Below are 12,979 nucleotides of genomic sequence, written 5' to 3'. Positions count from 1 at the left end.
TGAATTAACAATAAATTATCAGTTTTAACAACTCTAATAGGCACTGTTTCGTTCCTCTTCGCATAGGCTAATATGTGAGGAGGAATTTTTTATGAATCTAAAAGTAGGTGATATTGTAGCCCGTCCTTCCTATAACTGCGATTTATTGTTTCGAGTCGTAGATATAAAGAATGACTATGTTGAGCTATTTGGTGAAGATGTACGATTAATTGCAGATGCACCATTAACAGATGTTATTCTAATAGATGAGCAAGAATGTAAGAAAAGAAAAGAAAAAGCAAAAAGTATTGAAGAAAACTGTTATAAGTTGTTCCGCCAGGATTATCGCTTAATAAAACAGCGAGGGGAATACGAAGTAACATCAGGATATCAAACAGAGAGTTCCTTTTTTGAGCTTCGTGGTCGTGTTCTTCATGTAGATGGGGACCCTGTCTATTTAAGGAAATGCACGGAGTTATACGAAAAGCTCGGTGTACCTGTATATGGTGTACACATGAGTGAAAAGGAGATGCCTGGGCAAATTGAATCGTTACTAGAGATGGTGCGTCCAGACATATTAGTTGTTACGGGTCATGACGCCTACCAAAAGTCTAGAGGTGGCGTAAAAGATATGAAGGCGTACCGTAACTCCAAACACTTTATTGAATCCGTACGTATAGCAAGAAAGGTTGTCCCTCAACTTGATGACCTAGTTATTTTTGCAGGAGCCTGCCAATCAAATTTTGAGAGTTTGATTAAATCTGGGGCTAATTTTGCAAGTTCACCTGATAGAATAAATATTCATGCACTTGATCCAGTTTATATTGTAGCAAAAGTGAGCTTAACGTCCTTTATGGATCGTATTCGTATTTGGGATTTACTGCGGAATACAATTACAGGGGAAAAAGGAATCGGTGGAATTGAAACGAAAGGGGTATTACGTCGAGGGATGCCATTAAAAGATGAAGAAAGCGAAGAGTAATAGTTGTATAAAAATAAGCGTGGGAAAATTCCTACGCTTATTTTTTCATGCCTATACATATTTTGTCGAATTTTAGGAAAGATAAGTATATACATAGCATGAATGTAGAAAATATTTCTTTTTAGCTTTATATCATTGACAAGAATCTCGTCCAGTTGATATAATTTTAAATTTATTTGACAAAAAATGTTGCAACATGCTATAATTCATTATAGTGAGGTGGGGTGTATAAATGGCAAAGACGTTGCTCGAAATTAAAAGTGAGTTAGACTCGAATGTGGGTAAACGGATTATGATTAAAGCAAACGGTGGCCGTCGCAAAACTGTGGAACGTACAGGCTTCCTAGAAGAAACATACCCTTCAGTGTTTATTATCAAGCTTGATGAACAGCAAAATTCATTTGAGCGTGTTTCGTATAGTTATGCAGATATCCTAACAGAAACTGTTGAATTGACTCTATGCGAGGAGTTAGAAAGTAGCGCTTCGGTCAAGCTTTAACAGAAAGACGTGACATAAATTGGCTTTCCGCTATTTTCTGTGGGAAGCTATATTTTTTTTGAACTAGAAAACAATAAGGGTGTCGTAACAATCTTACTAAGGGGTTGTTTTCTAATGAGCAGAAGACAAGGAGTCATGTCATACCAGATGAAAGAAGAGCTTGCGAAAGAGTTAGGCTTTTATGACACTGTTCAAAAAGAAGGATGGGGTGGCATTCGTTCTCGTGATGCTGGAAACATGGTAAAGCGAGCAATTGAAATCGCACAAGAAAACCTTGCCAATCAACAAAAATAAACTCATTGTTACGACGGCCGAAGCTTAACGCTTCGGTTTTTTGCTGTCAAAAAAAGCTTATGAGCTAGTGATAAAAATAAACAGATGAAACCCTTATGTAAAAGAATTCTTACCTTTGTCAGTTTTCCTGTTATAATTTTTTGTATTAACTGGTATGTTTGAGGTACAAATGATAAAATAACGTAAGCAAATGGACAGTAGAAGGTGAGTATGACGTGAAAATCTCAGTGAAAGCACCAGCAAAGATTAATTTATCACTTGATGTTCTTCATAAGAGACCGGATGGCTATCATGAAGTAGAAATGATTATGACAACAGTAGATTTAGCTGACCGCATTGAGTTAATTGATCTTGAGAAGGATAAAATTATAGTAGATGTTTCTGAAGGCTTCGTTCCCAATGATGAGCGAAATTTAGCATATCAAGCAGCAGCAAAGCTTAAGCAGAAATACAATATTACTCGTGGAGTATCAATTTATATTTCAAAGAAAATACCTGTGGCAGCGGGGCTAGCAGGTGGCAGTAGTGACGCTGCGGCGACATTGCGTGGTTTAAATAAGCTGTGGAACCTGAATCTATCATTAGACGAACTAGCTCAAATAGGAACAGAAATCGGTTCGGATGTTGCTTTTTGCGTATATGGTGGCACAGCTCTAGCAACTGGTCGTGGAGAGATTATAAAAGCAATCCCATCCCCACCGCCGTGTTGGGTTATATTAGCAAAGCCTCCAATTGGAGTTTCAACGGCTGAAGTATATCGCCGGCTAGATCTAAATAATGTGGAGCGTCGCAATGTGCAGGAAATGGTGTCTGCGATAGAGTCTAATAACTTCAAAGGGATTTGTGGTAGCTTACATAATGTACTTGAAGATGTAACTTTTAAACTTCATCCAGATGTTGAACACATTAAAGAAAGCATGAAGCGTTTCGGTGCAGATGGTGTATTAATGAGTGGAAGTGGGCCAACCGTATTTGGTCTTGTTCGCAAAGAGTCCCGAGTGCATAGAATCTACAACGGGCTTCGAGGCTTCTGTAGTGATGTTTATGCAGTACGTCTAATTAGTAAGTCGAACTCTTGATAAAATCCGTACAAAAATGTTATATTACTTGTAAATATTCGGTTTTTTCATGGAGGTTCTAATGAAAAAAATAAGACGTAGTGGACGTTTAGTTGATATGACTAATTATTTATTACAAAATCCACATAAATTAATATCATTAACACATTTTTCTGAACGTTATCAGTCTGCGAAGTCATCAATTAGTGAGGATTTAGCGATTGTGAAGGATGTTTTTGAAAGTCAAAGCATTGGTTCGTTACTAACGATTCCAGGTGCAAGTGGCGGTGTGAAATATATACCAATGGTCAATCGAGAAGAAGCCGAACGATTAATTGACCAAGTTTGTGAGAAGCTATCTGTTGCAGATAGACTACTACCAGGTGGTTATCTTTACATGATGGATGTATTAGGTAACCCTCGACTAATGAATGAGGTCGGTCGATTGTTTGCTGCTCTCTTCGCTAAGCATAAAATTGACGCAGTAATGACGGTAGCCACAAAGGGAATACCGATTGCCTATGCAGTAGGTAATTATTTAGATGTTCCTGTTAGTATTGTTCGTCGTGACCACCGAGTGACTGAAGGCTCAATGGTTAGCATTAACTACGTCTCTGGTTCATCAAAACGGATTCAAACAATGTCGCTAGCAAGAAGAAGTCTTGAAGAGGGTTCCAATGTGTTAATTGTCGATGACTTCATGAAGGCTGGAGGAACTGTTCGAGGAATGATGGATCTTCTAGTGGAGTTTAATGCAAATGTAGTGGGAATCGGTGTATTAGCAGAATCGATTGATGTCGAGGAACGGCTTGTCAATGAGTATGTATCCATTACTCGCTTATCAGAGGTAAACATCAAAGATAAACAAATCAAAGTCGAGCGTGGTAATTATCTAGATAAATTAATCTTTGAAGATGAGGTGGAAGGTAATGAAGATAGTACAAACGAATGAAGCGCCTGCAGCAATTGGTCCATATTCTCAAGGGATGATCGTCAACAACATGTTCTATAGCTCTGGACAAATTCCATTAACAAAGGACATGGAATTAGTTGATGGCGATATTAAGGAACAAACACATCAAGTGTTTAAAAACCTACAAGCTGTGTTAACAGAAGCGGGTGCATCACTTGAAACAGTTGTAAAAGCAACAGTATTCATTAAAGATATGAACCACTTCCCAGAATTAAACGAAGTATATGGTGAGTACTTCAGTGAACACAAACCTGCTCGCTCGTGTGTTGAAGTAGCTAGATTACCAAAGGACGTATTAGTAGAAATTGAAGTAATTGCACTAGTTAAATAAAAACAGAGGGCAAAGCCCTCTGTTTTTTATTTATGAATTATGAGTTATGGGTTATGAATTTTGGAAACCGGAAGTGAATGGGAGTTGGGCTTTATGATTTATGGAGGGCAATTTGTTAAGCACCTGTGGGGGGACCTATAAACAATTAATAACTCATAATTTGATTTGTGTCTATTTTGTGAACTGTTTAAATAAACTAAAAATTTATACAAATTTATTTTAGATAAAGAAGGGATTTCCAAATAATTAACGAATTATACCTGTATGAATTATTTTCTTATTAAAGGTGGTGACATACATGCAAGTGACAGATGTAAGACTACGTCGTGTTAATACGGAAGGCCGTATGCGTGCAATTGCTTCAATTACAATTGACAACGAATTTGTTGTACATGATATTCGAGTGATTGATGGTAACAATGGATTATTCGTTGCAATGCCAAGTAAGCGTACTCCAGATGGTGAGTTCAGAGACATTGCACATCCAATCTCTTCTCAAACGCGTGAAAAGATTCAGTCAGCAGTACTTGCTGAATATGAGCGTGCTGGTGAGATGGAAGAAATAGAATACGAAGAAGCAGGAGCTTCTTAAGTTAATAAAGTAAAATAACGGTTACCTCATACTGGAGGTAATCGTTATTTTTTTTGAACGAAAAAAATTTCTTTTACCTAAGGGATTATGATATATGTTGCATGAGACAAGTGTATAAAAGCATAGGCTAAAATAGTTTTTCTCAGCAATGTTTGTGACAAGTTTCAACGAGTTTTCAAATATTCAACATATATCGACAACCAATGTCTTGAAATGGTAGCGTTTTTAGAGTATATTCTTAAGGGAAAAAGGAACTGCTGGAGGGTAAAAATGAGCAATCGTTATGCAGTTATTCTAGCCGCAGGGCAAGGAACTAGGATGAAGTCAAAGCTTTATAAAGTGTTGCATCCCGTTTGTGGAAAGCCAATGGTTCAACATGTGGTCGATCAAGTATCAAGTCTTAAACTAGAAAAGCTAGTTACGATCGTTGGACACGGTGCAGAAAAAGTAAGGGAACAATTAGGTGATGATGTAATTTATGCATTACAGGAGGAGCAGTTAGGAACAGGCCACGCAGTTATGCAGGCAGAAGCTACTCTTGGTGATAAAGAAGGTATCACCATTGTTTTATGTGGAGACACACCTTTAATTACTGCTGAAACGATGCAGGCACTCCTTACACAACATGAAGAGGAACAAGCGAAGGTAACGGTTCTAACGGCGCATGCTGAGGACCCTACTGGATATGGTAGAATTGTACGGAATGATAATGGATTAGTCGAACGTATTGTTGAGCACAAAGATGCTACGGATGAAGAGCGGTTGATTCAAGAAATTAATACAGGTACGTATTGTTTTGATAATTCAGCGTTGTTCCAGTCATTAAAGAAGGTAGGAAACGACAACGTACAAGGTGAGTATTACTTACCAGATGTAATTGAAATCTTACAACAGCAAGGTGAAAACATAGCTGCATTTCAAACACCTATTTTTGATGAAACCCTTGGTGTAAATGATCGAGTTGCTTTGTCTGAGGCTGAACGAATTATGAAGAGTCGAATTAATCAGCATTGGATGAGACAGGGAGTCACAATTGTTGATCCTACGAGCACTTATATTTCCTCTGATGCGGTTATTGGTCAAGATACAGTAATCTATCCTGGAACAATCATTGAAGGGACATCACAAATTGGTGACGATTGTATGATTGGGCCACATACAGAAATAATAAGTAGTACAATAGGAAATGAAACAACGATTAAACAATCAGTTGTTCATGATAGTGAAATTGGAAATAGCGTTTCAATCGGACCATTCAGTCATATTCGCCCTTTATCGGACATTGGCAATGATGTTAAGATCGGTAACTTTGTTGAAGTAAAGAAATCAACATTTGGTCACGGCAGCAAAGCATCCCACTTAAGTTATATTGGTGATGCGGAGATTGGTGAAAATGTTAATTTAGGCTGTGGTTCCATCACAGTGAATTATGATGGGCAAAATAAACACCTTACTAAGGTAGGTAGTGGTTCTTTCATTGGATGTAATTCTAATCTGGTTGCACCTGTGACTGTTGGTGAGAATGCGTATATTGCTGCCGGTTCGACAATAACTGAAGATGTACCAGGTGAAGCACTTTCAATTGCTCGTGCTAGACAAACGACAAAAGAGAATTATGTTCAAAAATTAAAAGATAAAATGAATGAAAACTAGTTGGAGGTAAAATTAATAATGGCTAAATATGGTGACCCTCATTTAAAGGTATTCACATTAAACTCAAATCCGGAATTGGCACATGAAATTACAGAACATATTGGTGTAACAATGGGAAAAAGCTCTGTTGCACGTTTTAGTGATGGAGAGGTACAAATTAATATCGAAGAAAGTATCCGTGGTTGTGACGTTTATCTAGTGCAATCTACTTCAGCACCAGCAAATGAGCATATTATGGAACTATTAATTATGATCGATGCTTTAAAACGTGCATCAGCAAGAACAATTAACATTGTTCTTCCTTACTATGGATATGCTCGTCAAGACCGTAAGGCACGTTCTCGTGAGCCTATCACGGCTAAATTAGTAGCAAACCTGTTAGAAACAGCTGGAGCTACTCGTGTTCTTACAGTTGATTTACATGCAACTCAAATCCAAGGGTTCTTCGATATTCCGGTTGATCAGTTAATGGGGGTTCCGATTTTAGCTGATTATTTTAAAGAGAAACAATTAGATGATCTTGTTATCGTATCTCCAGACCACGGTGGTGTTATCCGTGCTCGTAAAATGGCAGATCGCTTAAAAGCTCCAATTGCAATTATTGATAAGCGCCGTCCTAAGCCAAATGTGGCAGAGGTAATGAATATCGTTGGTAATATTGAAGGAAAAACTGCGATTATTATTGATGATATTATCGATACAGCAGGAACAATTACATTAGCAGCTAATGCTCTAGTTGAACACGGTGCTAAAGAAGTGTATGCATGCTGTACGCATCCTGTATTATCAGGCCCTGCTCTTGAAAGAATTGAAAACTCTAAGATTAAGGAACTTGTAGTAACAAATACAATTCGTTTATCTGAAGAGCAACAAACGTCAAAAATTACGTCGTTATCTGTAGGTCCATTAATGGCAGAAGCAATTATTCGTGTACATGAACAATCTTCAGTAAGTACATTATTTGATTAATATATAATTTATATTGATAGGTGATATATGGAACGCTTACAATTTTATTACTTTTATGTTTGAAAGAGTTGTTTTAGGGAAACCTTATAGAGAACAACAAAAACGATAGAGGTGATTGTAAGTGACAGCAACGTTACAAGCAAAACGTCGTCCTGATATGAAGAATTCTACAACACGTGAGTTTCGATTGAATGGACAAGTACCGGCTATTCTTTATGGGAAGAAAACAGAAAGCAAACCAATTGCAGTTGATAGTATTGAATTTTTAAAAACAATTCGCGAAAATGGGCGTAACGGAATTATCTCTTTATCTGTTGATTCGGATAATGAACGTCATCAAGTGATTGTTAATGAGTGGCAAACAGATCCGTTAAAAGGTGAATTCCTTCATATTGACTTTTTTGAGGTAGATATGAAATCTGAAATGGATGCTGAAGTTCCTGTAAGATTAGATGGTGATGCCCCTGGTGCGAAAGATGGGGGAATTGTCTCTCAATTGATGCATTCTATCTCTGTACGCTGTCTTCCAACGGATATACCGGAAGAAGTTGTTGTCGACATTTCTAACTTAAATATTGGTGACTCAATCCAGATTCGAGATATGGTAAATACTCAAAAGGTAGATATCACAAACGACCCTGAGGAAACGATTGTTACCGTTTTAGTTGCATCAGCTGAAAAAGAACCAGAACAACAGCCAGAAGGTGAAGCTGTAGAAGCTGAACAAGAGGCTGAAGCTGACTAAATAGAGTAAATAAGTAAATAGATAGAGGTATAACCTGCATATATGGGGTTATGCCTCTTTTGTATGACAAGTACACATAATTATGAGTTACGAATTATGAATTGCAAATGGCATACTATATTCATTTATAATTGGTAACTTGTATTGTGTATAATAGAAGTAGTCAATAACTGTGTACGAACAATAGAATGGGAGGAAGAAATAGTGAAATTAATAGTTGGGCTTGGAAACCCAGGGGATAAATATGCTCACACAAGACATAACGTAGGCTTTGATGTGATTGATTATTTGGCAGATGTGCTTCGGATTGACTTAAATCAATCTAAGTTTAAAGGTATATATGGTACGGGAATCATTAATGGAGAAAAGGTCTTCCTTCTTAAGCCTTTAACTTACATGAATTTATCGGGAGAGTCTGTAAAACCTTTGCTTGATTACTTTCAGATTGATATTGAGGACTTAGTTGTTGTCTATGATGATTTAGACTTACCGGTTGGGAAGATTCGCTTGAGACAGAAGGGTAGTCATGGCGGTCACAACGGAATACGATCACTTATAGCGCATTTTGGCACGAGTGAATTTAAACGAATTCGTGTGGGTGTTGATCGACCACAGCCGGGCGAGAGTGTTGCAAATTATGTACTAGGAACTTACCGTAGTGATGAAAAAGCCGATATACAAACAGCAATTGAGCAGTCTGCTAAAGCATGTGAGGCTTGGCTCTCTGAAGATTTTCTTAAAGTGATGAATAAATTTAACTAACAAATAGAAAAAGTAGGTATAAAATACATTCAAATTCATAAATACATATGTATAGTACTTTGCAAAAACCTAACATGAATAGATTCCCTTTTCAAGGATATACTAGCCATTAAACTTGTCACATTTAAGGGGGCATCTATAATGGCTATAAATTATCATTGTCGCCATTGTGGTCTAGAAATGGGTACTTTAGAGGCTACGGGATTATCTTCAGATTCTTTAGGTTTCCATCATTTAGACGAGCAGGAACGACAAGAGATGATTCGTTATGATAATGAGGGCAATGTTCATGTGAATGTCATTTGTGAAGATTGTGAAGAGGCATTAAATAGAAATCCTGATTATCATCAGTTCCACACATTTATCCAATAGGCATTTCGTATGTCATAAGGGAATTCGCTTTGGTACGTATACCTACCAAAGCATTTTTCTATTTTTTTTCGTATGAAAAATAAATAACTTTTCCATATTGTTATAGGGGGGACTATAGTAAGAACCCCTTTAAATGAGAAAGTAAGAAAATTAAAAGAGGAATGAAGTAAGTTTAATAGAAGTTACTTTGTAGGATGAGATAGACTTAGGGGGAACATCGATGTTAGATTTACAACACTATTTACTAAAAAGTGAAGAAATTAAAGCGGTTACAAGTGGAATCGAAGCGAATTTAAGTGAACAGTTAATTGCTGGTTTAACAGGATCGGCAAGAACACTAATGATAGCAACTATATACAAGGAAACTAAGCGAACACAGCTAGTCGTTACTCATAATTTATATCAAGCACAAAAATTATATGAAGATTTAACAGATTTAATTGAAGAGGAACATGTGTTTCTTTATTCAGTAAATGAGTTAATCTCCTCTGAAATTGCGATTGCTAGTCCTGAGATGAAAGCTCAGAGGGTGGAAGTTTTAAATCTTTTAGTTAATGAGTTTTCAGGAATTGTTATTGTTCCAATGGCTGGATTACGTCGGTTAATTCCACCAAAAGAAATATGGAAGGCAAGTCAAATTAAGTTTGAGGTTGGGCAAGAAATTGAAGTTGAAAAACTATTAACTACTCTTGTAGCAGTAGGATTCCAGCGTGTCGATATGGTAGCGTCACCTGGTGACTTTAGTATTCGTGGCGGAATTCTTGATATTTATCCTTTAACTGAAGAGATGCCACTACGGATCGAGTTGTTTGACACAGAAATCGATTCAATTCGTTATTTTAGTGTGGACGACCAACGTTCTCAGGGAGAGGTTCAGAACGTAACAATTGGACCTGCAAATGAAGTAATTCTTTTTCCTGAACACTACAAAAGTGGGGCACAAAAGCTAGAAGAAGGCTTAGCCGCAAGCTTGAAGAAGCTAAAGAATAAAAAAGTTAAAGAAAAGATGACCGAGCATATTTCGTATGAAATACAACAATTAAAATCACAAACATCTTTTCAAAGTATGTATAAATACATGTCTCTTTACTATGAACAAAAAACAAGTATTCTCGATTACATTAGTAGTAACTGTGTAATTATTGTAGATGAAATTAGCCGAGTACAAGAGATGGCAACAAGTCTTGATAAGGAAGAAGCAGAATGGAATACAGCATTACTAGAACAGGGCGAGGTTATATCTGATTTAACAATGTCACAAGAATATGAGGAATTAATGCAAAATGCAAACAAACCTCGTATCTATTTAACCTTGTTTTTACGTCATGTTCCATCAACTTCACCTCAAAATATTGTGAACATACAGTGTAAATCGATGCAAAACTTCCACGGTCAATTACACCTATTAAAGAGTGAAACCGAGCGTTGGCAAAAAGCTGGTTTCACAGTGCTTTTCTTTGCGGCAACTGATGACCGTGCCAAGCGTTTAAGTCATGTATTAGAAGATTATGAGATTCAAGCTTCTGTTGTTAGTAGAGGGACCGAATTGGTTTCAGGTAATCTTCAAATTATGATTGGGGCGCTTCATAGTGGTTTTGAGCTACCGATGGAAAAACTAGTTGTAATTACAGAAGAAGAAATTTTTACGCAAAAGGTTAAGCGACAGCAAAGAAGACAAAAAATTTCCAATGCAGAAAGAATTAAGAGCTATTCTGAGTTACAGGTTGGAGATTTAGTTGTCCACTCAAACCATGGGATTGGTAAGTATCTAGGAATAGAAACATTAGAAATTAACGGTATTCATAAAGATTACTTGCATGTACGCTATGCAGGGAATGATAAGCTTTACGTGCCTGTCGAACAAATCGATCAGGTTCAAAAATACGTTGGTTCAGAAGATAAGGATCCAAAGATTTATGCACTTGGGGGAAATGATTGGAAGAAGATTAAAAAGAAAGTCCAGTCAACCGTAGAAGATATTGCCGATGACCTTATCAAACTTTATGCAGAAAGAGAAGCAAGTAAGGGCTATTCATACTCTATAGACGGTGTCGAGCAAGGAGAATTTGAATCTTCCTTCCCTTATCAAGAAACAGAGGACCAAATAAGAGCGATTACAGAAATTAAAGAAGACATGGAGAAGGAACGACCGATGGATCGTCTTCTTTGTGGAGATGTTGGGTACGGAAAGACAGAAGTGGCGATTCGTGCTGCCTTTAAGGCAATTATGGATGGAAAACAAGTAGCTATTCTCGTACCAACAACGATACTTGCTCAACAACATTATGAAACAATTAGAGAAAGGTTTTCTGATTACCCGATTAATGTAGGAGTAATGAGTCGTTTTAAAACAAGAAAAGAACAAACTGAGACGATGAAGGGGCTAAAGACTGGAGCAGTCGATTTAGTCGTTGGAACACATAGAATTCTCTCTAAAGATTTAGAGTTTAAAGATTTAGGATTACTTATCGTTGATGAAGAACAACGATTTGGTGTGACACATAAAGAGAAAATCAAGCAAATGAAAGCGAATATCGACGTACTTACATTAACAGCTACACCAATTCCGCGAACACTTCATATGTCTATGCTTGGTGTTCGTGATTTATCGGTTATTGAAACACCACCTGAAAATCGTTTCCCTGTTCAAACATATGTAGTAGAATACAATGCATCATTAGTAAGGGAAGCAATCGAGAGAGAATTATCGAGGGGTGGACAAGTGTATTTCTTATACAATCGTGTCGAAAACATCTCTCAGATGGCTGAGCAAATTTCAATGCTTGTCCCTGATGCAAAGGTGTCGTTTGCACATGGTCAGATGAACGAACGAGAGCTCGAAGCAATCATGATTGATTTTCTAGAAGGAACAAGTGATGTTCTTGTAACGACAACGATTATTGAAACAGGTGTCGATATTCCTAATGTAAATACATTAATAATTTACGATGCAGATAGAATGGGTCTTTCTCAGTTGTATCAGATCCGTGGACGGGTTGGGCGTTCAAACCGAGTAGCTTATGCTTACTTTACGTATCAGCGTGACAAAGTATTAACTGAAGTAGCGGAAAAACGTTTACAGGCAATTAAAGAATTTACAGAGCTTGGTTCAGGGTTCAAAATTGCGATGAGAGATTTATCAATTCGAGGAGCCGGAAACTTACTTGGTGCTCAGCAGCATGGATATATCGAATCTGTAGGATTCGACTTATATTCTCAAATGCTTAAAGAAGCAATCGAAGAAAGAAAAGGTGATAAACCAAAAGAGCCTGAATTCTCATCTGAAATCGAAATTAATGTTGATGCGTATATTCCGGAAAGCTATATCCAGGATTCAAAGCAAAAAATCGAAATGTACAAACGCTTCAAAGGTATTGAAACATTGAAGGATAAGGCTGACCTACAAGATGAAATTATTGACCGATTTGGTGAATATCCAAAGGAAGTTGGTTACTTGTTTAGTGTAACAACAATTAAATTACTAGCGAATGAGGAGAAAGTTGAATCGATCTCATGTACAAAAGATGAGTGTTCTTTATTAATTTCAGAAGAACAAAGTCAAAAGCTTGATGGAGCAAAATTATTTGAGCTTGCAAACAAGCTAGGTCGTAATGTCACTCTAGGAACTTCTGGAAACAAATTAAAAACTGTGATTAAAACAAAAGGACTGACAGATGAAAAGCTGTTAGATTTAATTGAAAAAGTACTTTCTAACCTTCATAAAGTAAAGAAAAAAGAAAGTTCAACAGAAAAAATTGAGAAATAATGTG

13 protein-coding genes are annotated in these 12,979 nt (G+C 37.0%); all 13 read left to right on the top strand.

The window, feature by feature from the left end:
- The first annotated feature begins 91 nt into the window (after window positions 1-91).
- The 13 genes from yabG to mfd all read left to right on the top strand — a co-directional run bounded on the left by yabG (window position 92) and on the right by mfd (window position 12,975).
- Window positions 92-961 (top strand): sporulation peptidase YabG, encoded by an 870-nt coding sequence (gene yabG / locus CD003_RS21205; protein WP_096203257.1) that lies wholly within the window; start codon window positions 92-94, stop codon window positions 959-961.
- A gap of 232 nt (window positions 962-1,193) precedes the next feature.
- Window positions 1,194-1,460 carry a biofilm formation stimulator Veg gene (veg, locus tag CD003_RS21200; protein ID WP_096203256.1) on the top strand — a complete coding sequence of 89 codons (267 nt, stop codon included), beginning with the start codon at window positions 1,194-1,196 and terminating at the stop codon, window positions 1,458-1,460.
- Between the two features lie 114 nt (window positions 1,461-1,574).
- Window positions 1,575-1,754, top strand: coding sequence for a small, acid-soluble spore protein, alpha/beta type (locus CD003_RS21195; protein WP_096203255.1), 180 nt, complete (start codon window positions 1,575-1,577; stop codon window positions 1,752-1,754).
- A 215-nt stretch (window positions 1,755-1,969) separates the two neighbouring features.
- Window positions 1,970-2,833, top strand: coding sequence for a 4-(cytidine 5'-diphospho)-2-C-methyl-D-erythritol kinase (gene ispE / locus CD003_RS21190; protein ID WP_096203254.1), 864 nt, complete (start codon window positions 1,970-1,972; stop codon window positions 2,831-2,833).
- 61 nt (window positions 2,834-2,894) lie between these two features.
- Entirely contained in the window at window positions 2,895-3,764 is an 870-nt protein-coding gene (gene purR / locus CD003_RS21185; protein ID WP_096203253.1) for a pur operon repressor, read from the top strand.
- Window positions 3,742-4,116 carry a 2-iminobutanoate/2-iminopropanoate deaminase gene (ridA, locus tag CD003_RS21180; protein WP_096203252.1) on the top strand — a complete coding sequence of 125 codons (375 nt, stop codon included), beginning with the start codon at window positions 3,742-3,744 and terminating at the stop codon, window positions 4,114-4,116. The genes purR and ridA overlap by 23 nt, the downstream gene beginning before the upstream one ends.
- Before the next feature lie 298 nt (window positions 4,117-4,414).
- On the top strand, window positions 4,415-4,708 hold the full coding sequence (gene spoVG, locus CD003_RS21175; protein ID WP_096203251.1) for a septation regulator SpoVG: 294 nt from the start codon (window positions 4,415-4,417) through the stop codon (window positions 4,706-4,708).
- 270 nt (window positions 4,709-4,978) lie between these two features.
- On the top strand, window positions 4,979-6,361 hold the full coding sequence (gene glmU, locus CD003_RS21170; RefSeq protein WP_096203250.1) for a bifunctional UDP-N-acetylglucosamine diphosphorylase/glucosamine-1-phosphate N-acetyltransferase GlmU: 1,383 nt from the start codon (window positions 4,979-4,981) through the stop codon (window positions 6,359-6,361).
- Between the two features lie 15 nt (window positions 6,362-6,376).
- Entirely contained in the window at window positions 6,377-7,330 is a 954-nt protein-coding gene (locus tag CD003_RS21165; protein WP_096203275.1) for a ribose-phosphate diphosphokinase, read from the top strand.
- Window positions 7,331-7,451: 121 nt separating this feature from the next.
- Entirely contained in the window at window positions 7,452-8,075 is a 624-nt protein-coding gene (locus CD003_RS21160) for a 50S ribosomal protein L25/general stress protein Ctc (protein ID WP_096203249.1), read from the top strand.
- Between the two features lie 204 nt (window positions 8,076-8,279).
- Window positions 8,280-8,837 carry an aminoacyl-tRNA hydrolase gene (gene pth, locus CD003_RS21155; protein WP_096203248.1) on the top strand — a complete coding sequence of 186 codons (558 nt, stop codon included), beginning with the start codon at window positions 8,280-8,282 and terminating at the stop codon, window positions 8,835-8,837.
- A gap of 141 nt (window positions 8,838-8,978) precedes the next feature.
- Window positions 8,979-9,209 (top strand): anti-sigma-F factor Fin family protein, encoded by a 231-nt coding sequence (locus tag CD003_RS21150; protein ID WP_096203247.1) that lies wholly within the window; start codon window positions 8,979-8,981, stop codon window positions 9,207-9,209.
- Window positions 9,210-9,429: 220 nt separating this feature from the next.
- The gene (gene mfd, locus CD003_RS21145) at window positions 9,430-12,975 is read left to right on the top strand and encodes a transcription-repair coupling factor (RefSeq protein ID WP_096203246.1); all 3,546 of its coding nucleotides are present in this window, start codon (window positions 9,430-9,432) and stop codon (window positions 12,973-12,975) included.
- The last annotated feature ends 4 nt before the right edge of the window (window positions 12,976-12,979 follow it).

It is taken from the genome of Bacillus sp. FJAT-45350, from assembly GCF_002335805.1.
GTDB lineage: Bacteria > Bacillota > Bacilli > Bacillales > NISU01 > FJAT-45350.
The sequence above is the reverse complement of the archived record's forward strand: the minus strand, read 5'-3'. Positions and strand labels throughout refer to the sequence as shown.